General features: G+C 71.3%; 20 protein-coding genes. 8 read left to right on the top strand and 12 right to left on the bottom strand.

The window, feature by feature from the left end:
- Positions 1 to 10 precede the first annotated feature (10 nt).
- The 4 genes from DEI88_RS04015 to DEI88_RS04000 are packed head-to-tail and all read right to left on the bottom strand — an operon-like array spanning position 11 to position 4,924.
- Positions 11 to 901 carry an ABC transporter permease gene (locus tag DEI88_RS04015; RefSeq protein ID WP_111027786.1) on the bottom strand — a complete coding sequence of 297 codons (891 nt, stop codon included), beginning with the start codon at positions 899 to 901 and terminating at the stop codon, positions 11 to 13.
- Positions 898 to 1,827, bottom strand: coding sequence for an ABC transporter permease (locus tag DEI88_RS04010; protein WP_111009919.1), 930 nt, complete (start codon positions 1,825 to 1,827; stop codon positions 898 to 900). The genes DEI88_RS04015 and DEI88_RS04010 overlap by 4 nt, the downstream gene beginning before the upstream one ends.
- Positions 1,827 to 3,323, bottom strand: a complete 1,497-nt coding sequence (locus tag DEI88_RS04005) for a M14 family zinc carboxypeptidase (RefSeq protein WP_111072375.1) — start codon at positions 3,321 to 3,323, stop codon at positions 1,827 to 1,829. Before DEI88_RS04005 ends, DEI88_RS04010 begins: the two co-directional genes overlap by 1 nt.
- Positions 3,320 to 4,924 carry a peptide ABC transporter substrate-binding protein gene (locus tag DEI88_RS04000; protein WP_258375134.1) on the bottom strand — a complete coding sequence of 535 codons (1,605 nt, stop codon included), beginning with the start codon at positions 4,922 to 4,924 and terminating at the stop codon, positions 3,320 to 3,322. Before DEI88_RS04000 ends, DEI88_RS04005 begins: the two co-directional genes overlap by 4 nt.
- 220 nt (positions 4,925 to 5,144) lie before the next feature.
- Between DEI88_RS04000 and DEI88_RS03995 the strand changes: the two genes are divergently transcribed.
- A complete protein-coding gene (locus DEI88_RS03995; protein ID WP_111009922.1) occupies positions 5,145 to 5,834 on the top strand; it encodes an FMN-binding negative transcriptional regulator in 690 nt (229 codons plus the stop codon).
- Positions 5,831 to 7,336: an amidohydrolase gene (locus tag DEI88_RS03990; protein ID WP_220038171.1), complete on the top strand. Its 1,506-nt coding sequence runs from the start codon at positions 5,831 to 5,833 to the stop codon at positions 7,334 to 7,336. Before DEI88_RS03995 ends, DEI88_RS03990 begins: the two co-directional genes overlap by 4 nt.
- 58 nt (positions 7,337 to 7,394) lie before the next feature.
- Here DEI88_RS03990 and DEI88_RS03985 read toward each other — a convergent pair whose 3' ends face one another.
- Positions 7,395 to 8,369: an Fpg/Nei family DNA glycosylase gene (locus DEI88_RS03985; protein WP_111013788.1), complete on the bottom strand. Its 975-nt coding sequence runs from the start codon at positions 8,367 to 8,369 to the stop codon at positions 7,395 to 7,397.
- Between the two features lie 9 nt (positions 8,370 to 8,378).
- Entirely contained in the window at positions 8,379 to 8,867 is a 489-nt protein-coding gene (locus DEI88_RS03980) for a ribose-5-phosphate isomerase (protein ID WP_111009926.1), read from the bottom strand.
- A gap of 75 nt (positions 8,868 to 8,942) precedes the next feature.
- Here DEI88_RS03980 and DEI88_RS03975 point away from each other — a divergent pair, with 75 nt between their 5' ends.
- A complete protein-coding gene (locus tag DEI88_RS03975; RefSeq protein ID WP_111035595.1) occupies positions 8,943 to 9,455 on the top strand; it encodes a GNAT family N-acetyltransferase in 513 nt (170 codons plus the stop codon).
- Positions 9,456 to 9,531: 76 nt separating this feature from the next.
- Here the strand turns inward: DEI88_RS03975 and DEI88_RS03970 are convergent, their stop codons facing one another.
- On the bottom strand, positions 9,532 to 10,752 hold the full coding sequence (locus DEI88_RS03970) for an IS30 family transposase (RefSeq protein ID WP_502866970.1): 1,221 nt from the start codon (positions 10,750 to 10,752) through the stop codon (positions 9,532 to 9,534).
- A gap of 157 nt (positions 10,753 to 10,909) precedes the next feature.
- Complete coding sequence (locus DEI88_RS03965) at positions 10,910 to 11,551, bottom strand: mycothiol-dependent nitroreductase Rv2466c family protein (RefSeq protein ID WP_111072223.1); 642 nt, start codon at positions 11,549 to 11,551, stop codon at positions 10,910 to 10,912.
- Positions 11,552 to 11,664: 113 nt separating this feature from the next.
- Between DEI88_RS03965 and pepN the strand changes: the two genes are divergently transcribed.
- The 3 genes from pepN to DEI88_RS03950 all read left to right on the top strand — a co-directional run bounded on the left by pepN (position 11,665) and on the right by DEI88_RS03950 (position 16,009).
- Complete coding sequence (gene pepN / locus DEI88_RS03960; RefSeq protein ID WP_111072300.1) at positions 11,665 to 14,256, top strand: aminopeptidase N; 2,592 nt, start codon at positions 11,665 to 11,667, stop codon at positions 14,254 to 14,256.
- Between the two features lie 185 nt (positions 14,257 to 14,441).
- Positions 14,442 to 15,479: a mechanosensitive ion channel family protein gene (locus tag DEI88_RS03955; protein WP_111009932.1), complete on the top strand. Its 1,038-nt coding sequence runs from the start codon at positions 14,442 to 14,444 to the stop codon at positions 15,477 to 15,479.
- A 113-nt stretch (positions 15,480 to 15,592) separates the two neighbouring features.
- Complete coding sequence (locus tag DEI88_RS03950; protein ID WP_258368570.1) at positions 15,593 to 16,009, top strand: globin; 417 nt, start codon at positions 15,593 to 15,595, stop codon at positions 16,007 to 16,009.
- Here the strand turns inward: DEI88_RS03950 and DEI88_RS03945 are convergent.
- Positions 15,978 to 16,682 (bottom strand): DUF8185 domain-containing protein, encoded by a 705-nt coding sequence (locus tag DEI88_RS03945; RefSeq protein WP_111009935.1) that lies wholly within the window; start codon positions 16,680 to 16,682, stop codon positions 15,978 to 15,980. The genes DEI88_RS03950 and DEI88_RS03945 overlap by 32 nt on opposite strands.
- 76 nt (positions 16,683 to 16,758) lie before the next feature.
- On the opposite strand from DEI88_RS03945, the gene DEI88_RS03940 reads away from it, so the two are divergent.
- On the top strand, positions 16,759 to 17,646 hold the full coding sequence (locus tag DEI88_RS03940) for an acyl-CoA thioesterase (protein ID WP_181434903.1): 888 nt from the start codon (positions 16,759 to 16,761) through the stop codon (positions 17,644 to 17,646).
- A 101-nt stretch (positions 17,647 to 17,747) separates the two neighbouring features.
- On the top strand, positions 17,748 to 18,488 hold the full coding sequence (locus DEI88_RS03935; RefSeq protein WP_111072225.1) for an SDR family oxidoreductase: 741 nt from the start codon (positions 17,748 to 17,750) through the stop codon (positions 18,486 to 18,488).
- A gap of 62 nt (positions 18,489 to 18,550) precedes the next feature.
- Here DEI88_RS03935 and DEI88_RS03930 read toward each other — a convergent pair whose 3' ends face one another.
- The 3 genes from DEI88_RS03930 to DEI88_RS03920 all read right to left on the bottom strand — a co-directional run bounded on the left by DEI88_RS03930 (position 18,551) and on the right by DEI88_RS03920 (position 21,275).
- Positions 18,551 to 19,018, bottom strand: a complete 468-nt coding sequence (locus DEI88_RS03930; protein ID WP_258368554.1) for an acyl-CoA thioesterase — start codon at positions 19,016 to 19,018, stop codon at positions 18,551 to 18,553.
- A gap of 17 nt (positions 19,019 to 19,035) precedes the next feature.
- Positions 19,036 to 20,721 (bottom strand): energy-dependent translational throttle protein EttA, encoded by a 1,686-nt coding sequence (ettA, locus tag DEI88_RS03925; protein ID WP_111009941.1) that lies wholly within the window; start codon positions 20,719 to 20,721, stop codon positions 19,036 to 19,038.
- A gap of 62 nt (positions 20,722 to 20,783) precedes the next feature.
- Complete coding sequence (locus DEI88_RS03920; RefSeq protein WP_146246077.1) at positions 20,784 to 21,275, bottom strand: DUF6993 domain-containing protein; 492 nt, start codon at positions 21,273 to 21,275, stop codon at positions 20,784 to 20,786.
- Positions 21,276 to 21,335 lie beyond the last annotated feature (60 nt).

Below are 21,335 nucleotides of genomic sequence, written 5' to 3'. Positions count from 1 at the left end.
GTGACCGGCGTCAACGGCGACGCGGGTCGAGTGCGGTCCGCAGCGTATCGCCGAGCCCGATGACGCTGAGCACGGTGACCGCGAGGAACAGGGCGGGGAACACGAGCATGTGTGGCGCCTGCTGGAACTGGGTGGTGGCCGCCGAGAGCTGGAGGCCCCAGGAGATCGCCGGCGCTTCGAGCCCGATGCCGAGGTAGGTCAGCGACGACTCGGACACGATGACCCCACCGACCGTGATGGTCGCGAGGACGAGCAGCGGCGAGATCGACGACGGCAGGACGTACCGCGTCGTGATGCGCCAGGTCGAGAGTCCCATCGTGCGGGCGGCGAGCACGAACTCGGCCTGCCGGATGCCGCGCACGGACCCGCGGACGAGCCGGGCCATGGTCGGCCAGCCGAAGAGCGCGAGCACGAGCGACACCGTCAGGACGTTCCGGTCGCCGACGCTGTTGAGCACGACGACGGCGCCGAGCAGGAACGGGAAGCCGAGGAACACGTCGGTGAGGCGGGAGAGGACGGCGTCGACCCAACCGCCGTTCATGCCGGCGAGCGTGCCGACGACGACCGCGACGACCATCGCGAGGACGGTCGTCAGGACCCCGACGGCGACCGACGAGCGGGTGCCGTACACGACGTTCGCGTACACGTCGCAGCCCTGCAGGTCGTACCCGAACGGATGCCCGGCGGACGCGCCGTGGCCGCTCCTGCCGAGGTCGCAGGCACGCGGGTCGCCGTGGCCGAAGAACCCGGCGAAGAACGCCGGGAACACGGCGATGAGGAGCACGAGCGCCAGGACCGCGGCGGGGACCCAGAAACCGGGCGTGCGGAGGGCCGCGGCGAGCGGACGACGACGCGTGGCGACGACGGGTTCGAGGGTGGCGCTGAGCGCGGAGTCGGTCATCGTCTCACTCGCGGGTCGAGGGCGGCGTGGAGGAGGTCGACGAGCACGCTCGTCACCAGGAACACGAGGATGAGGGCGGTGGAGATCCCGACGACCGTGGCGCCCTCGTGCGACCGGATCCCCTGGAACAGCAGGTTGCCGACGCCGGGCAGGTTGAAGATGCCCTCGACGATGACGGTCCCGCCCATCAGGTACCCGAGGTCCGTCGCCAGGTACGTGACCGTCGGGATGAGGGAGTTGCGCATGACGTGCACACCCACGACGCGTCCGGGGGTGAGCCCCTTGGCCCTGGCGGTGCGCACGAAGTCCGCGTCGAGGGTGTCGAGCACGCTGGTCCGCGTGAGCCGCGAGACCGCCGCGAGACCGAAGACCGCGATGACGAGGGCGGGCAGGACGTAGGCGAACGGCCACCCCGCGGTGACCCCGGCGACCGGGAACCACCGGAGCCGCACGGAGAACACGAGTTGTGCGCCGACGCCGAGCACGAACACCGGCACGGCGCCGATCACGATCGTGCCGATGAGCACCGTCCGGTCGAGCACGGTGCCCCGCCGGAGCGCCGACACGACGCCGAGTCCGATGCCGAGGACGATCTCGAACAGCCAGGCGGTGAGCGCGAGTGCGATCGTCACGGGCCACCGCGCGGCCATCTCCGAGCCGACGCTCTCGCCGTCGAAGTCCGTGCCGAAGTCGCCGTGGAGCAGGCCGCCGAGGTAGCGGAGGTACTGCTCCCACAGTGGCTCGTCGAGGTGGTACTCGGCCCGCAGCGCGTGCACGACCGCGTCACTGAGCGGCCGGTCGCCGCCGAGCGCCTTGATCGGGTCGCCGGGGAGCGCGAACGTCATCGCGTAGATGAGGAACGTCACCCCGAGGAACACGATGAGCAGGCCACCGAGTCGGCGGCCGACGACGAGCGCGGTCCGCATCACGCGCCTCCCGGCACGCCCACCGGTCGGGAGGCGCGGCTGCGGGCGGCCCCGTCGCCGGCGTCCGCCCCTGGGTCCGCCTCCGCCGAAGAGCCGGCCGCCGGTCCGTCGCCGCCGCCCGCCACCGGGCCGAGCGTGCGTGCGAGATGCGACGCCGCAGCGAGGACCGCGCCGTACTGCACGCCGACGAGCGCGGCGAGCGGGATCGGCTGCTCCGCCCCGGTCCCCGCCTCGGCCTGCCACGTCGCGTACTGCTCGACGAGGCGGTCGCGGAGGCGACGGAGCGCCACGGGCGCCGTGCCCGCGGTGGTCTCGGCCTCGATCGCACGGAGGAGCATGCCGCCGTAGCGGAGCCGGAAGCACCGCACGAGGTCCTCGAGGCCGAACCGCTCGGCGACCGTGGCCATCCGCTCCGGCGGTTCGCGGTCGGCCCGGGCTCGGTCCGTCTCCGCCATGCGCGCGAGCATCGGGACGAAGGCGCGCGAGGCCTCGAGGAACGGGGTCGCGATGGTGAGCATCGGGGACGCGGCGTCGAGCACCTGATCGAGGACGGAACCGGTGACCGCCATGGCGTCGGCGGTCCGACGGACGAGGTCGGCGTAGGACTCGCCCGTCGCCGTGTCGTCGTCGGCGTCCGGGTGCTGCCAGTACGGCAGTTCGGCCACGAGCGAGAGCGTGCCGTGGCGCCCCGCCCACGAGGACGACGACGACCCACCGATGAACGCGGCGGGGTCGATGCCGAGGGACTCGTAGTAGTCGTACGCCTCGTCGATCTCCCCCATCGCGAACACCGACCGCGCGTACTCCCGCAGGTACGGGGACTCGGGTTCGCCGGTGTCGAGCGGGAGCCCGAGCGCGGCCGGCACGGCGTGCAGGGTGGTGATGACCTCCGGCTCGTCGCGGGAGAGGTAGTAGTAGACGCCGCCCATCTCGCCGTTGTGCAGGCTCACGAGCAGATCCGGCTGCACCCGGTCGATGAGCAGCATGAGTCCGAGCGTCTCGGGCAGGACCCGGTCGAAGTACGCGCCCTTGTGGTTCGTCGGGAACGTCCACTCGACCTGCGCGTCGGGTGCCGGCCGGTAGAAGTGCCGGGCGTAGTGCACGCGGTCCGTCGGGTCGTCGAACCACGCCTCGTTGAGCCGCATGCCGTCCGGGTCGATCGTCGGGACGATGTGCCACGTCGTGTCGAGGGCCGCCGCGAGCACCGGGTCGGTGAGCACGCTCTGGGCCAGGTGCAGCGCGGTCCACGACCCGATCGGCTCGTTCGGGTGCACCCCGCCGACCACGACCGCCGAGCGTGCACCGCGGCCGACCCGGTAGGCGTGGATCGGCTCGCCGAGGCGGCTGGTGCCGACGCGCGTGACCGTGACGGCGTCGGGGTGGTCGGCCGCCAGGCGCTCGAACCGTGCTACGAGGTCGTCCACCGTCGGGAACCCGGTGTGCTGCGGGACCGCGCGGGCGTGTTCGACGATCGTGGCGGTGTCGAGGCCGGTCACTTGCTGACCTGGATCTCCGAGATCACGGGGCTGCCGGCGACCTCGGGGAGCTTCGTCACCTTGCTGCTCGTGACGTAGGAGTACTTGTCGAAGAACGTCGGGACGATCGGGAAGTCCTGGAGCACCCGCTTCTGCGCCTTGTTGTACAGGGCGTCGGCGGCGGACTGCGTCGATGCGGCGTCGGCCTGGTCGAGCAGCCGGTCGACGTCGTCGTTCTGGTAGTACCCGGTGCAGGTCGTGCACCCGCCCGCCGCGGTGAACAGCGCGCGGAGCGTGTTCTGCTGGCTCGTGTACAGGGCGCCCCAGTGGCCGAAGTGCGGTCCGGCGACCGTCTTGGCGGTCAGCGTGCTGTAGTACGACGCCCAGTCCGTGGTGGGCTTCGCCACGACCTTCGCGACACCGAGGTTCTGGCGGATCTGGTTCGCGTACGCCTGGTACAGGGAGTCGAGTCCGAGGCCGCCGGGGTAGACGAGGTCCATCTCGCCGGAGAACCCGCCCGCCGCGGCGAGGAGCTGCTTGGCGGCCGCGGGGTCGTACGTGCAGTACTTGCCGCAGATGCCCTCCTGGGTTCCGGACATGACCGGCGGGGTGAGCGCGGTCGCGGGTTCGTAGAGTCCGCCGTAGATCGCCTTGTCCACCTGCTTGCGGTTGATCGACATCGAGATCGCCTGACGGATCCGCGGGTCGGAGTACCGCTTGTCCCAGAGCGGGAACCCGAGGTAGTCGATGCCCGGCGAGGTGAACGAGTACAGGTGGTCCCCGAAGTCCGACTTCGCGCTGGTCATCTTGTCGGCGGGCAGGTAGAGGACGTCCGCGTTGCCGGCCAGGACGTCCGTGTAGGCGGTGTCCATGTCGCTGTAGCTGCGGTAGGTGACCCGCTCGGCCTTCGGCGCCGGGCCCTGGTACCCGCTCCAGGCCCTGACGGTGAACTCCTTGTTCTTCGTCCAGGCCTCGGTCATCTCGTACGGGCCGTTGCCGATCGGCTTCTTGTCGTACGCCTTGATGTCCCGGTAGGCGGCCTTCGGCATCGGGTAGAACGCGGTCTGCGCCTGGCTCAGCTGGAGCGGGAACTGGCTGTCGGCGTGGGTCAGCGTGACGGTGAACGTGTCCTTGCCGGTGACCTTCAGCCCGCGCATGGTGTCGGTCGTCGGCGTGCCCGAGGTGGGGTTGAGGTCGGAGTACCCGACGATCCCGGCGAGCTCGCCGCTGTTCTCCCACGCGTGCGGGGCGTACGCCGTGTAGTTCCAGGCGCGGACGTAGCTCTCGGGCGTCACGGTCTCGCCGTTCTGGAACTTCCAACCGTGGCGGAGCGTGATGGTCCAGGTCGTGGCGTCGTCGCTCTTGACGCTCTTCGCGGCCAGGTCCGTGAGGTGGTCGTCGCTGTCGGTCTGGACGAGCGGCGCGAACAGGCTCATCACCTGGTCGAACGCCACCGTCTGTCGGCCCGGGGTCAGGTGGTCGGGCACGCCGGTCGCGTACACGAGGCTCGTGCCGGACGCGTCGTCCGACGAGGACCCACCGCCCGCCGAACACCCGGTCGCCACCAGTGCCAACGCCGCCGCCGCGGCCACCGCCGCGATGCCACTCCGTCGCATGTCCATCTCGCTCCTCGCGGGGCCGCGACGCGTCGCGCCGGGCCTGCTGTGGCCGCCGGATCGGTCGGCCGGGCCGGGCAGGAGCCGGCTTGGCTGCTCACGGTAGGGAGCACGGCGGCGCGCACTCAAGGCTTCTTTCACTCCGCGTTGAAAGCTTCACGAGGTCGAAACACCGACGAAACAGCCCCGGTGGTGGCCGCGCAGGGCCTGTGGGACGCTGTCCGACATGCGCCACACACCCGCGTTCCTGATGACGGACCCCGAGGAGGTCCGCCGCCTGGTCCGCGCGCACCCGTGGGCGACGATCGTGTCCGCGACGGCGGAGGGCCTGGTCGCGTCGCACTACCCGTTCCTGCTCGAGGACCCGGGTGACGACGCCACGGAGATCACCCTGGTCAGCCACGTCGGGCGCCCCGACGAGGTCGCCCACGAACTCGGACGGCACGAGGTCCTCGTCATCGTGCAGGGTCCGCACGGGTACGTCTCGCCCGCCTGGTACCCGGCCCAGCAGTTCGTGCCCACCTGGAACCACGTGACCGCCCATCTGTGGGGCACGCCCGAGATCCTGCCCGACGAGGAGAACTTCCGTGTGCTGGGGGAGCTCGTCGACCACTTCGAGCGGCGCATGCCGTCGCCGGTCGGCCTCGACGTCGACGAGGACGCCGCCCGCCGCATCGCCCGGGGCACCGTGGGGATCCGGATCCGGGTGACGCGGTTCGAGGCGCGCGCCAAGCTCAGTCAGAACAAGGCGCCCGAGGTCGTCGACGACGTCATCGCCGGGCTCGAGTCCCCCGGGCCGTACGGACACCCGGCGCTCGCCGCGGAGATGCGTCGCGTCCGTGACCGTGCCACGGCCGCGCCGGATCCCGAGGACCGGCCCGCGCCGGAACCGGCCCCCGGGACGGACCGCACGTGACCGGGACCCTCATCCGCCACGTCCGGCGCATCGGGACCGCGGGCGCCTCCGCCGACGTGCTCGTCCGGGAGGGCCGGATCGCCGCCGTCGCACCGGCCGGCGTCATCGAGTCCACCACGCCCACGGCCGACCTCGAGGACGTCGTCGACGCGGACGGTGCCTGGCTCGGCCCCGGGCTGTGGGACCACCACACGCACTTCGACCAGTGGGCGCTCGTCCGGCGCCGGGTCGACGTCTCGGCATGCACGAGCGCCGCCGCCGTCGCCGCGGTCATCGCCGACGCCGCGCGGAGCGCCCCGCCCGACGACGTCCTCATCGGCTACGGGTTCCGGGACGGGCTCTGGCCGGACGCCGCCCACCGTGAGCTGCTCGACCGGGCCGCACCGGGCCTCCCGGTCGTCGTCGTCAGCGGTGACCTGCACGCGGTGTGGTGCAACGGGATCGCGCTCGCGCGGTACGGCGACCTGCTCGACCGGCCCCTCGTGACCCATCCGACCGGGCTGCTCCGCGAGCAGGACGCGTTCGACGTCAGCACGGCGATCTCCCGCGTGCCCGACGCGGTGCTCGACGACTACGTCGCCGACGCCGTCGAGGCGGCGAGCGGCCGGGGCGTCGTCGGGGTCGTCGACCTCGAGATGCGGTTCGGGCTCGACCGCTGGACGCGCCGCGTCCGCGCCGGCATCGACGGCATCCGGGTCCGATCCGGTGTCTACCCCCAGGAGCTCGACGCGGTGCTCGACCGCGGGCTGCGCACGGGCGACGTCGTGCCCGGCACCCTCGGCCTGGTGTCCATGGGGCCGTTCAAGGTGATCACCGACGGTTCGCTCAACACCCGCACCGCCGCGGTCGACGAGCCCTACGCGGGGCTGCACGGGCACGACGCACTCGGGGTCCTCGCGTTCACGCCGGACGAGGTCCGCGCGCTCGTACGCCGCGCCGCCGACGGCGGGCTCGTCCCCGCGGTGCACGCCATCGGCGACCGGGCGAACGCCCTGGCGCTCGACGTGTTCGAGCAGGTCGGGGTCCGCGGGTCCATCGAGCACGCACAGCTCCTGCGCCCCGCCGACGTCGCCCGGTTCGCTCGACTCGGCGTCGACGCGAGCGTGCAGCCGGAGCACGCGATGGACGACCGCGACGTGGCGGATCGCTACTGGGCCGGTCGGACCGACCGCGCGTTCGTGTTGCGCACACTCCGCGAGGCCGGGGCGCGCCTCCGCCTCGGGTCCGACGCCCCCGTCGCGCCGCTCGATCCGTGGGTGTCGATGGCGGCGGCGGTCGGTCGGGACCGCGACGGCCGGGAGGCGTGGCACCCGGAAGAGCGCATCGACCAGCTGACCGCGTGGACGGCGTCGACCGACGGCCGCACCACGGTCGCGGTCGGCGACGTCGCGGACCTCGTGCTCGTGGCATCGGACCCGCTCGCGGCGTCGTCCGGTGCGCTCCGGTCGATGCGCGTCCTGGGGACCGCGGTCGCGGGGCGCTGGACGTACCTGGACCGCTGAGCGGGGCCGGCGCCGACCGGGGCCGGCGCCGAGCGGGGCCGCTGCGGTGCGGACCGGGTCAGGTCTGGTCGACCGGGCACCAGTAGAGCTTGCGGCCCGCCATCATCGCCATCGCGATGTTCGTCCCGCACACGCGGCAGGGCAGCCCGGCGCGGTGGTACACCCAGTGGCGGTCGTCCCGGCTGCGGAGCGCGGCGTCGTACTCCTCGGGGGTCAGGTCGTCCATGGTCATCATCTGACCGACGCGGACGCCGTCGTGCAGGAGCTTCGACCAGTCCCGCCAGAGGGCCCGTGCCTGCTCGTCGGTGACCTGCTTGCCCGGCTTGTACGGGTCGAGGCGGGCGCGGAACAACAGCTCCGCCCGGTAGACGTTCCCGATGCCGCTGACGACCGACTGGTCCATGAGCAGCTGCCCGATCGGGACGTTCCGCCGCCGCACGCCGTCCACGAACCGCTGCTCGGCCTCGGGGCCGTCGTCGACCATGGGGTCCGGGCCGAGCTTGTCGATGGCGCGCTGGATCTCCTCCGCCGTCTCGACGACGCACGCGGTCGGCCCACGGAGGTCGGCGACGGCGGTGTCCGTGAGGATCCGGACCCGCACCTGGCCGACCGGCTCGGGCGGGAAGGCCTCGATCGGGGTCTCCTCGTGCTCCTGCTCCGCCATGCGGTAGCGCGAGCGGCGGGGTGCCCCGATGCTGGCCAGGGAGTCCTCGCCCGCGGCGTCGACGATCGTCCCGCGCTGGTTGGTCTGCCCGATCCGGCCGTTCGCGCTCGCCATCGTGGCGTCGGTCGATATCTCGCCGGCGAAGTCCCACGCACCGTAGAGGCCGAGGTGCACGCGGAGGAACAGGCCGCCCTCGAACTCGAGGAACATCTGCTTGGCCACTGCCGTCGCCCCGGTCATCACGCGGCCGTCGAGCTGGGCGGCGCCGGCCGCGAACCGCCCCTGGGGGCTCGACACGCTGCAGCGCTGCCCCACGAAGTGCAGGGAGAACTGCCGCGCGATGCGGTGGATGGAGTGACCCTCGGGCATCGGGACGACTCAGGCGTCGATCTGCTTGCCGGCGATCGTGCCGGTGGTCTCGTACTCGGCGAGCTGCGCGATGCGACGCGCGTGGCGCTCCTCACCCGAGAACGGCTCGGCGATGAACAGGTCGACGAAGCGGATGGCCTCGGCCTCGGTGTGCTGGCGGGCACCGATCGAGATGACGTTCGCGTCGTTGTGCTGCCGGGCCAGCAGCGCGGTCGACTCGTTCCACACGAGCGCGGCGCGCACACCCTCGACCTTGTTGGCGGCGATCTGCTCGCCGTTGCCCGAGCCACCGAACACGACGCCGAGGGCCTGCACGCCCGCACGCTGGTCGCGCACGACGGCCGACGCGGCGTTGATGCAGAACGAGGGGTAGTCGTCGAGCGGGTCGTACTCGGCGGGACCATGGTCGACGACCTCGTGGCCGGCCTCGGTGAGGTGCTGGGCGAGCGTGTGCGAGAAGTCGAGGCCGGCGTGGTCCGTGCCGAGGTGGATGCGCATGCCTGCGATCCTATTCCCGGGCGCAGACGCCGCTCCGGGCCGGTCCGGCGTGCTGCCGGCCCCTAGCATCGAGGCATGACCACGACCCCGCCGGACGTCGTCGTGCGGCATGCCGAGCCGGACGACCTCGACGTCGTGCACGCGCTCCACCGCGAGGCCGTCCTGCACTCCACGGCGATCTGGCGCGACGAACCGCTCCCCCGCGCGTGGTTCGACGACTGGCTGGCGGAGCGCCGCCGCGACGGGTTCCCGGTGTTCGTCGCCGAGGCCGACGGTGTGGTCGCGGGCTACGTCACCTACGGACCGTGGCGCGAGAACCCGGGCTACCGGTGGACCGTCGAGGACAGCATCTACCTCGACGCGCGGTTCCACGGCCGGGGCATCGCGTCGACGCTCCTCGGGGCCGCGATCGACCACGCCGTCCGGGCCGGACGACACGTCATGATCGCCGACATCGCATCGGACAACGCCGCGTCGATCCGCCTGCACGAACGGTTCGGGTTCGAGCACGTCGCCACCGTGCGCGAGGTCGGCCGCAAGTTCGACCGGTGGCACGACCTCGTCGTCATGCGGCGAGCCCTGGCCTGACGGCCGCCGGCCTCCGCCCTCCGCCCTCCGCCCTCCGCCGAGATCGCAGAACACGCCGCTCACGTCCATGGCGGTCTCAGGCGGTCAGTGCAACGCGTTGGATGTACTCGTCGAGTTTCTCGGCGGGGGTGCGGAAGCGCAATGTCTGGCGGGGTCGGCGGTTGAGTTGGTCTTGTACGGCTTGGAGCTCGGTGTCGGTGACGGTGTTGAAGTCGGTGCCCTTGGGGAAGTAATCCACCCGGAGCAGGCCGTTGAGGTTCTCGTTGCTGCCCCGCTGCCAGGGCGAGTGGGGGTCGCAGAAGAACACTGGGACCGCGGTCGCGACGGTGAACCTCGCGTGCTTGGCCATCTCGGTGCCCTGGTCCCAGGTCACGGAACGGCGCAGCTGCTCGGGAAGCGTCGCGACCATCGCGGCAAGCCGGTCGATGACGGTGTCGGAGTCCCGGCTCCCGGGAAGCCGACCCAGGAGCGCGAACCGGGTGCTGCGCTCGACGAGGGTGATGATCCCGGAGTTCCGGGGTCCGACAACCAGGTCCCCTTCCCAGTGCCCCGGGATCGCGCGGTCCTCCACGACCGCGGGCCGCTCGGACAACCGCGCGCCCTCAAGCCAGGGCCTGCTACTGCGCCTGGGTAGTTTCGATTGCGGCAACCGACCGGTCCGACCCGAGCGGAGTGCTTTCTCGACCGTGAGTTCGTGCCGGAGCGCACCACGGCCCTGGAGATACAAGGCCTGGTAGATCGTCTCGTGCGACACCTGCATATCCTCGCGCCCCGGAAACACGTCCCGCAGCCGGCCAGCGACCTGCTGCGGGGAGTGGCGATCGTTCAGCTGCACCACGACCGCCTCCCGCAGCTCGGGCCGGGCGTCCAGCAGCCGCTGCCGCGGCCGACGGCGGCGTTGCCCAGCGAGATGCTCCCCAATCGCGGCGTCGTAGTGCCACCGGGACCGATACACGCTCCGGCTCCGACGCACCTCTCGCGAGACGGTCGATGCTGACACGCCGATCAGCGCCGCGATCGCTCGCATCGACAGTCCCTGGCCGAGCCCGATCTCGATCCGGACCCGGTCCATCCGCGAAAGCCGCCGACCATGACCCACCCCACCCGGGACGAGCTGACGAACTCGGACCGCGCCACCATCAGGACCTCGCTGTAGCTCCACGCCCGCAAGCATCGCCCACGTCGTGACCGTCCGCAGCGGCACACCGAACCGTCCCGCAACCGACCCTGCCGACTCCCCATCGATCAGCGACCCGACCGCGGACGCCCGAACCACCAACGACGCATGCGTTGCCACGACAACTCCCGAACCTCAGGCGTTGCACTCACCAGCTGAAACCGCCCATCCGTGAGCGGCGTGTTCTGCGATCTCGGCGACTCCCGGGGGCCGGCCAGGGGCGGCCGGGAGGGACGGGGCGGGACCGACCCGCGCCTCCCGGCCGACGGCGGCCGCGTCAGACGGTGTCGAAGATCGGGCCGACGGTGCGGGAGCGCTTGAGCTCGAAGAAGCCGGGGTACCGGGCCGCCGCGACGATGCCGTCCCACAGGTCGAGCGCCTGCTGGCCCTTCGGGGCGGGCGAGATGACGGGGCCGAAGAACGCGGTGCCCTCGACGGCGATCACCGGGGTGCCGACGTCCTGGCCGACCCGCTCGATGCCGTCACGGTGGCTCTCGCGCATGGCGGCGTCGGTCTCGTCGGTCCACGCGGCGTCGGCGAGATCGGCCTCGAGTCCGAGCTCCTCCAGGACGGTGGGCACGACCTGCTGCGGGTCCTTCTCCTGACGGTGGTGGATGTGCTCGCCGAGGGCGTCGTAGAGGCGCTTGACGACGTCCTGGCCGTGGCGGAGGCGCGCCGCGGTGACGAGCCGCGAGTACACCTGGTTCCGGTCGAGCGCCTCCTTGTAGTTCTCGGGGATGTCCTGGCCCTCGTTGAGGACGAACAGGCTCATGACGTGCCACGTGACGTCGAGGTCGCGGTGCTGCTCGACCTCGCCCACCCAGCGGCTCGTCATCCACGCCCAGGGACACGTGGGGTCGAACCAGAAGTCCACAGCGGTCGGGGTCGTCGGGGAGCTGTCCACAGCGGTGTCCGTCATGCCGGTGACACTACGCGCGTCGGTAGAGTTGACGGGTCGCCATCGACGGCGACGACAGCCCCGACGCGCCGGGCCCACGACGCCTGCGCGCTCGCAGAAGGATGGAGCGGCCCGTGCCCGGAGAGAACCTCACCCGAATCGAAGCCCAGGAGCGTGCGGCCGTCGTCGACGTCGCCGCCTACGAGGTCGACCTCGACCTGACACGGGGTGACGAGACCTTCGGGAGCACCACGACCGTGCGGTTCTCCGCGACGCCGGGTGCCGCGACGTTCATCGACGCGATCACCGCGGCCGTGCACGCGGTCACGCTCAACGGCACCGCGCTCGACGTGGCGGACGTCAACGACGGCGTGCGCATCCGCCTCGACGATCTCCAGGCCGAGAACGAGCTCACCGTCGTCGCCGACATGCGGTACACCAACACGGGCGAGGGCCTGCACCGCTTCGTCGACCCCGTCGACGGCGAGGTCTACCTCTACTCCCAGTTCGAGGTCCCGGACTCGCGCCGGATGTTCACCGTGTTCGAGCAGCCCGACCTCAAGGCGACGTTCGCGTTCACGGTCACCGCGCCGTCTCGTTGGCAGGTCGTGTCGAACTCGCCGACCCCCGAGCCCCGCGTCGACGGCGACGTCGCGACGTGGACGTTCGCTCCGACCTCGCGGATCTCGAGCTACATCACCGCGCTCATCGCGGGCCCGTACACCGTGGTCCGCAGCGAACTGACGAGCCGCGACGGCCGCACCATCCCGCTCGGGATCTTCGCCCGGCAGTCGCTCGCCGAGTACCTCGACCCCGAGTACGTCTTCGAGACGACCCGCAAGGGCTTCGCCTACTACGAGGACAAGTTCGACGTCGCCTACCCCTTCGACAAGTACGACCAGCTCTTCGTGCCCGAGTTCAACGCGGGGGCCATGGAGAACGCCGGTGCCGTGACGTTCACCGAGACCTACGTGTTCCGCTCGAAGGTGACCGACGCGATCAAGGAGCGCCGCGTCGTCACGATCCTGCACGAGCTCGCGCACATGTGGTTCGGCGACCTGGTCACGATGAAGTGGTGGAACGACCTCTGGCTCAACGAGTCCTTCGCGGAGTGGGCGTCGACGATCGCGACCGCCGAGGCCACCGAGTGGACCGAGGCCTGGACGACGTTCCAGGCGATGGAGAAGTCCTGGGCCTACCGGCAGGACCAGCTCCCGTCGACCCACCCGGTCGTGGCCACCATCAACGACCTCGAGGACGTCCAGGTCAACTTCGACGGCATCACGTACGCGAAGGGCGGCTCGGTCCTCAAGCAGCTCGTCGCCTGGGTCGGGATCGACGCCTTCTTCGCGGGCGTCTCGGCCTACTTCAAGAAGCACGCGCACGGCAACACCGAGCTGCGCGACCTGCTCGCCGAGCTCGAGGTCACGAGCGGCCGAGACCTCTCCGACTGGTCGAGCGTCTGGCTCGAGACGGCCGGGGTGAACACGCTCCGTCCCGAGTTCACGACGGACGACGACGGCGTGATCACCGCGTTCGCGGTCCTCCAGGAGGCCCCGAGCGACCACCCGACGCTGCGTCCCCATCGCCTCGCCATCGGCGTGTACGCGTTCGGCGGCGACGCCCACGAGGAGGCCGTCCACCCGTTCGGCGCGAACGCCGCGTCCGCCGGTGGCAAGCTCGAGCGCACGCACCGCATCGAGATCGACGTCGACGGCCCGCGGACCGAGGTCCCGGAGCTCGTCGGCGTGCACCGCGGGGACCTCGTGCTGCTCAACGACGACGACCTGGCGTACGCCAAGATCCGCCTCGACGAGGACTCGCGCCGCACGGCGGTGGAACACCTGGCCGCGATCGCGAACCCGCTCGCCCGGTCGATCGTCTGGGGTGCGGTGTGGGACGCCACCCGCGACGCCGAAGCGCCGGCGAGCGACTACGTCCGCCTGGTCCTCGGCAACATCGCCACCGAGACCGAGTCGACGACCATCCGGACCACGCTGTCGCAGCTGCTCCTGGCCGCCCGGAGCTACGTCGCGCCCGCGAAGCGAGAGGCCACCGTCCGCGAGGTCGGCGACGCCCTCTGGCAGCTGGCGGCGACGGCGGAGGCCGGATCCGACGCCCAGTTCCAGTTCGTCAAGTTCTTCGCGCAGATCGCGTCGACCCCGGAGCACGTCGCCACGCTGCAGGGGCTCCGGAGCGGTGACGTCCTGCTCAACGACCTGACGATCGACACGGACCTGCGCTGGGAGTTGCTCGAGGGGCTCGTGCTCAACGGCGCCGCGGGCGAGTCCGAGATCGCCACGGAGCTCACCGCCGACCCGACGGCGAACGGTGAGCAGGCCGCGGCGCGCGCGCGGGCGACCATCCCCACCGCCGAGGGCAAGCTCACCGCGTTCTCGTCGCTCGTCGACTCCGACGCCCTGCCGAACGCGATCGTGCGGCAGACCGCGGTCGGGTACCAGCACGTCCTCACGCCCGTCGCGCTCGAGGGCATCGTGTCGCGGTACTTCGACGCCCTGACCGAGATCTGGGCCAACCGGACCTACCACATCGCGGAGACCCTGGTGGCGGGCCTCTACCCGGCGCCGCTCGCGAGCGTCGAACTCCGCGACGCCACGCAGGCATGGCTCGACACCCACCCGGAGACCCCGGCGCTCCGCCGCCTGGTCGTCGAGAACCTCGCCGGTGTCGAGCGGGCGCTCGCGGTCCAGGCGGCCGACGCCTGATCGAAGGGAGGGGTGGCGGGAGCCCCCGCCGCCCCTCCTCGGGTACTCCGCCCGCTCCTGGGACCCTCTCCCGGGTGTCATCCTCGTGACAGGCCTCGGGACCCCTGAGAACACCGTGTGACCGCGCCTCGGCCGGGCGCAGCTGAACGTCCGGCCGAGGTCCATCCCCTACCATCGCTCGGACCATGCTCCTCGCCGCGACATCGACCCCATCCCCCACCGACGAAGCGAAGACCATCGTGACGAACGCCTTCACGCAGTTCGTCGACACCTGGCACACGGCGATCACGATCGTGATCGTCGTGGTCCTCGCTGTCGTCCTGCGACTGTTCCTGCGCCGGGTCATCCGGAACCTCGTCGACCGCATCGTCAACGGTGTGAAGCGTCGGCAGAACGTCGAGGACACGCAGGCCCTCATCGCGTCGCCCCTGCAGACCGCGCGTGTGATCCAGCGCACCCGGACGCTCGGCAGCGTGCTCGAGAACGTCGCGACCGTGGTGATCGCCGTCGTGGCGCTCGTCATCATCGCCAGCCAGTTCGGCGCGAACCTGCTCGGGCTCGTCGCGGGGGCGTCGGTGGTCGCCGCGGGCCTCGCCGTCGGGGCGCAGAGCATCGTCAAGGACCTGCTGTCCGGGATCTTCATGATCATCGAGGACCAAGCCGGCGTCGGTGACGTCGTCGACACGGGTCAGGCCACCGGCGTGGTCGAGAACGTCGGCCTGCGGGTCATGCAGGTCCGTGACGTCAACGGGATCCTCTGGTTCGTACCGAACGGGCAGATCCTCCGCGTCGGGAACATGTCGCAGGGATGGTCCCGCGTCCTCGTCGACGTCACCGTCCCGTACGAGACGGACATCGACGCCGTCGAGGACGCACTGCTCGGCGCGGCGGTGGCGATGGCGCAGGAGACCCGCTGGCGGCAGCGCATCGTCGAGAAGCCGGAGATCTGGGGCCTCCAGACGATCACCGACGGTGCGATGGTGTTCCGGCTCGTCATCAAGACGCGCGCTGCCGAACTCGACGCCGTCGGCCGGGAGCTCCGGGTCCGCCTCAAGAAGGCGGTCGACGACCTCGGCGTGACGCTGCCCGCCATGGCGATGATCATGCCCGCCGGATGGGAGAACGCCACCTCGATCAACGGCGCTCGCCCCCCGCGCACGCATCCGACGCCCGTCACCCGACCGTCCCGCAAGAAGGCCACGGCGCCCCGGGACCCGGCATGAGCGGCGACGGCACCGAGCGCCCCGCCCACGGCACCGAGCGCCCCGGCGTCGGCGTCGGCGTCGGCGCCGGCGCCGGGCCGCAGCCGATCACGCTCCGCGTCGGCTCGGGCGGCGTGACCCCGGGCGGCGAGCTCTTCCACCGGATCGGCGGCGCCCCGACGTTCGACCGGCTCGTCCGCGCCTTCTACGAGGGCGTCCAGAGCGACCCCGTCATCTGGCCGATGTACCCGGCCGAGGACCTGGAGGGCGCGATCTCGCGACTCTCCCTGTTCCTCCAGCAGTACTGGGGCGGACCGACGACCTACTCGGAGGAGCGCGGGCACCCGCGGCTGCGGATGCGGCACATGCCGTTCCGCGTGACCCCGGATGCGCGGGACCGCTGGTTGCGGCACATGCGCGCCGCTGTCGACGGTCTCGACCTCGCTCCGATGGACGAGGCGATGCTCTGGGCGTACCTCGAGCGCGCGGCGCACGCCATGGTGAACGCCGCGGGCGACGTCAGCGGGACAGGCTCCACGCCCGACGCTTGACGAGCACGTGGCCGCGGGTCGTCGTCAGGCGGCTCCACGGCCCCGTCTCGAACAGACGGACGGGTTCACCCTCGGCCAGGAACCCGAGGCTCTCGGCCGCGAACGCGGCTCCAGCGGGCAGGTGCTCCTCGCCGTTGACGGGCCTTCCCCAGACCTCGGCGCGGACGCGGCGCACGACGGCGTCGCCGGCGGCCGTCGGGACGGCTTCTGCCACCTCGGCCATGCCCTCGCGCGCGACCCGGCGGAGCGTGCGGGCATCGATGTCGAGCTGCGCGACCCAGCCACCGCGGGGCGGCGAGATCGCGGCCCAGGTCACGGTGTGGACCTCGAGCGGGAGCTCAGCCGTGACGGCGGTCGCCGCGGTCGGGTCCAGTCCGCGTTCCTCGGCGGAGCGGTGCTCCTCGACGAGCGCGTCGAGCCGGTGGACGAACGACGCGATCGGGACGACGGCGTCGAACTCGACCGGGTCGGCCAGCGCGAACGTCCGGAGTCCGAGCACCGTCGGCACCTCGTCGAGCAACCCGACCGGGTAGAGGATCGCCGTGTAGACGGCGAGGACGCCGCCACCGGCGATGAGCCGCACCGATCCGTCCTCCACCCGGGAGGCCCGCCCCAGGTAGGTGCGGAGGTCGCCGAGGGAGGTGGTGTCGGGAAGCGTGAACGACGGGCTCATCAACGGTCGAGGATAACGGACCGCGCCCGCGGACCGCTGGGGCACCCCGCTCGGGTGGCTCGTAGACTACGGGGCGATGAACGGCCCAGCGCACGGAGGCCCGACGACGGGCGAACCGGACTTCATGCCCACCCTCCGGCTCGTGGACACGGGTGCGAGCACCGGCGAGGACATCTTCACCGGGTCGAGCCACTGGTCACCCGGCGGCCGGGTGTTCGGCGGGCAGGTCCTCGCCCAGTGCGTCGTCGCGGCGCAGACCACGATCGACGGGCGGGCCATCCACTCGATGCACGGGTACTTCCTCCGGCCCGGTGCCATCGACGAGCCGATCACGTTCGCCGTCGAGCGGATCCACGACGGCCGCTCCTTCGCCACGCGTCGGGTCCAGGCGTACCAGCGGGGTGTGCCGATCTTCTCGATGATCGCCTCGTTCCAGACGCCCGACACCGGCGTGGAGCACCAGGACGCGATGCCCCTGGACGTCCCCGATCCCGAGTCCCTGCCGTCGGCCGCCGAGCTCCTCGCCGGGATCGACCACCCCGTCGCCCGCCACTGGGCGAAACGGTCGATCGACGTCCGGCACCCCGGAGGGCCGGTGTTCATCGAGGTGACCGGCGAGCGCGTCGCCCACCAGGCCGTCTGGCTCCGGGTGGCCGGTGACCTGCCCGACGACCCCGCCCTCCACCGTGCCGTGCTCGGTTACGCGAGCGACCTGTCGATCCTCGAGCCGATCATGCGGCGGCACGGCCTGGCCTGGGGCACGCCGGGCGTCAAGAGCGCGAGCCTCGACCACGCGATGTGGTGGCACCGCGACGGCCGCGCTGATGACTGGGTGCTCTACACGCAGGAGTCACCGAGCGCGCAGAGCGGCCGTGGACTGGCGATCGGCCGGATGTTCGACCGTTCGGGCCGCCTGCTGACCACGGTCGCGCAGGAGGGCATGCTCCGCGTGCCCGGGGCCTGAGCGGGGGTCTGACGGTCCCAGGAAGACCCGACGACTCCCCCACGGCTCCGGGCGCGCCCACGATGCTCATGTCCCCGTCACCAGACAGAGAGCAGAGCACCATGGACATCAACGGACGCAGCGTCTTCATCGTCGGAGGGACCTCCGGCATCGGCCTCGGACTCGCCAGACGGTTCGCCGCGGCGGGCAGCACCGTCGTCGTCGGCGGGCGGAACGTCGACCGGGTCGACGACCTCGAGACCGTCGTCGTCGACGTCACCGATCCGGCCTCCGTCCTCCACGCACGCGACACCGTCCTGCGGGATCACCCGGACCTCGACGTCGTCGTCACGATGTCGGGCGTGATGCTCCTCGAGGACCTCCGCGATCCGGCCCACTTCGCGCAGACCGCGGTGACCGTCGACGTCAACCTCCTCGGGACGATCCGGGTCATCGACGCGTTCACGCCGCACCTCATCGCGCGTGGCGGCGGTGACCTCATCACGGTGACGTCGGGGATCGCGTTCCTCCCGTTCCCCCTCATGGCGAGCTACGCGGCGTCGAAGGCCGGGGTGCACGCGTACTCGGAGGCCCTCCGCGCGCAGCTCGCCGGCACCGGGGTCGCCGTCACCGAGCTCGTCCCGCCCGCGGTCGACACGGGTGAGCAGGGCGCGGTCAACCCCGCGGCCCTGCCGCTGGAGGGGTTCCTGGACGAGGTGACCGACCTGCTCACCCAGGGCCCGACGCCCCACGAGATCCTGGTGCAGGGCGTGCAGATGCACCGCTGGGCGGAGCGTGACGGCACGTACGCGGACCTCGTGGCACGACGGTCGGCAGCGCTCGCGAACCTGCCCGGGCGCTGACCGGCAGCCGAACCCGGCAAGCGGGTCGTGGGCGGCGGCACCGGCCGTCGCCCACGACGGTCCTACGGGCGCGAGAACGCCACGGGCTCCTCGCGGTACGCCTCGCACGCGGCACGCTCGACGTCGGTGAGGCGGCGCGGGCGGTTCGTCTCGGCGTCGACGAGCACGAGCGAGGTGGTCGCCCGGGTGAACACGACGAAGGGGTCGGTACCGGCGGGCGAGCAGACCTCGTACGAGACGTCGATGCTCGCCCCGCCGATCCGCCCGACCCACATCTGGATGTCGAGCGGCCGCCGGAGGTACGGGATCGACTGCAGGTACTCGAGCCGCTGTCCGGCGATCACCGTCAACGTCCCGGATCCGGGGCGACCGTCGATGATCGGCGGCGGCGTCTCGGACGTGCCCTCGAGTTCCTCGGGGTCCGGCGCCCAGAACGCGAGGATGCGTGCTTCCTCCAGGAGCCGGAGCATCGCCGAGTTGTTGACGTGCCCGTACGCGTCGATGTCACTCCACCGGATGCGGACGGGCACGCGCAGTCGTGCCACCGTCAGTCCCGCGTGAGCTTGCGGTACGTCGCCCGGCCGGGCTTGGCGGCATCGGCGCCGAGGCGCTGGATCTTGTTCTCCTCGTACGCCTGGAAGTTGCCCTCGAACCAGTACCAGTTCGGCACGCCGTCCTCGTTCACGCCCTCCCACGCGAGGATGTGCGTCGCGATGCGGTCGAGGAACCACCGGTCGTGGGTGATGACCACGGCACAGCCCGGGAACTCGAGGAGGGCGTTCTCCAGGCTGCCGAGGGTCTCGACGTCGAGGTCGTTCGTCGGCTCGTCGAGGAGCAGGAGGTTGCCGCCCTGCTTGAGCGTCAGCGCGAGGTTCAGTCGGTTGCGCTCACCACCGGAGAGCACGCCGGCCTTCTTCTGCTGGTCGGGGCCCTTGAACCCGAACTGCGACACGTACGCGCGCGACGGGATCTCGGTCTTGCCCACCTGGATGAAGTCGAGGCCATCGGACACGACCTCCCACAGGTTCTTGTTCGGGTCGATGCCGCCGCGCGTCTGGTCGACGTACGAGATGTCGACGGTCTCGCCGATCTTGAGGTCGCCGGCGTCGAGGGGCTCGAGGCCGACGATCGTCTTGAACAGCGTCGTCTTGCCCACGCCGTTCGGGCCGATGACGCCGACGATGCCGTTGCGCGGCAGCGTGAACGACAGGTTGTCGATGATGATCCGCTCGCCGAACTGCTTGTGCAGCTTGGCCGCGTCGATGACCTGCGAGCCGAGGCGGGGCCCCACGGGGATCACGATCTCCTCGAAGTCGAGCTTGCGCGTCCGCTCGGCCTCGGCCGCCATCTCCTCGTAGCGGGCGAGGCGGGCCTTCGACTTCGCCTGGCGGCCCTTCGAGTTGCTCCGCACCCAGTCGAGCTCGTCCGACAGACGCTTGGCGAGCTTGGCGTCCTTCTTGCCCTGCACCTCGAGGCGCGCACGCTTCTTCTCGAGGTACGTCGAGTAGTTGCCCTCGTACGGGTAGAGCCGCCCGCGGTCGACCTCGGCGATCCACTCGGCGACGTGGTCGAGGAAGTACCGGTCGTGGGTCACGGCGAGGACGGCGCCGGGGTACTGCTGCAGGTGCTGCTCGAGCCACAGCACGCTCTCGGCGTCGAGGTGGTTCGTCGGCTCGTCGAGCAGGAGCAGGTCGGGCTTCTGCAGCAGGAGCTTGCAGAGGGCGACGCGACGCTTCTCGCCACCGGAGAGGTGCGAGACGACCTCGTCCGCCGGCGGGCACTGGAGCGCCGCCATGGCCTGCTCGAGCTGCGAGTCGAGGTCCCACGCATCGGCCGCGTCGATCTCTTCCTGCAGGGTGCCCATCTCGGCCAGGAGCGCGTCGAAGTCGGCGTCCGGCTCGGCCATCTGGGCGGAGATCTCGTTGAAGCGGTCGAGCTTGGCCTTGATCGGGCCGACGCCTTCCTGCACGTTCTCGAGGACCGTCTTGTCCTCGTCGAGCTCCGGCTCCTGCATGAGGATGCCGACCGTGAACCCCGGCGTGAGCTTGGCCTCGCCGTTCGACGGCTGGTCGAGGCCGGCCATGATCTTGAGGATCGTCGACTTGCCAGCGCCGTTCGGGCCGACGACGCCGATCTTGGCGCCGGGCAGGAACGACATCGTGACGTCGTCGAGGATCAGTTTCTCGCCGACCGACTTGCGGGCGCGGACCATTTGGTAGATGTACTCAGCCATGTCTCGTCCAGTCTACTGAGGGGTACGGAGGACAGCGGGGGCGGTGATCACCACCCCCGGCGTCATTGGATGCTCTCGGTCTTGCCGATCAGGCACTTGCCCGTGCTGAGCACGGGAGCCGTCTCGCTCACGAACGCCGCGCCGCGGAACTGACCGATGAGGCAGGTGGACCCGACGAGCACCGACACCTGGATCGAGTCGGCGGCGCGACCGATCGAGGTCGTGTCCGGCGTGATCTGCATCGCCTTCTTCGGGAACCCCGCGTTCACCAGGGAGTTCACGATCGCCGCGTCGTCGGGGTGCGCGTTCGACGTGGTGAGCGTGTGCGCGGCGTCGTCGAACCGGCCCTTCGCCGCGGTGGCGGCGGCGTCCAGCGTCGCGGTCGGGACGGGGACGTCCGTCGGGGTCGAGATCGCCGTGGCCGTCGTGCTCGCGGAGACGCTGCTGCTCGGCGGTGCGGACACCGTGTCGTGATCACCGCCGCCCGTGCAGGCGCTCACGCCGATCCCGGCGAGCATCGTGATCGCCAGGACCATCGGGAGCCTGCCTCGCATGGACGCGTCCTTCCTGCGACGGCGGTCCCCCCGGCGGCGCCGCACCAGTGTACGGGCAGG

It is taken from the genome of Curtobacterium sp. MCBD17_003, assembly GCF_003234885.2.
Lineage (GTDB): Bacteria > Actinomycetota > Actinomycetes > Actinomycetales > Microbacteriaceae > Curtobacterium.
Note: the sequence above shows the minus strand (reverse complement) of the source record. Positions and strands in the feature narration are given on the sequence as shown.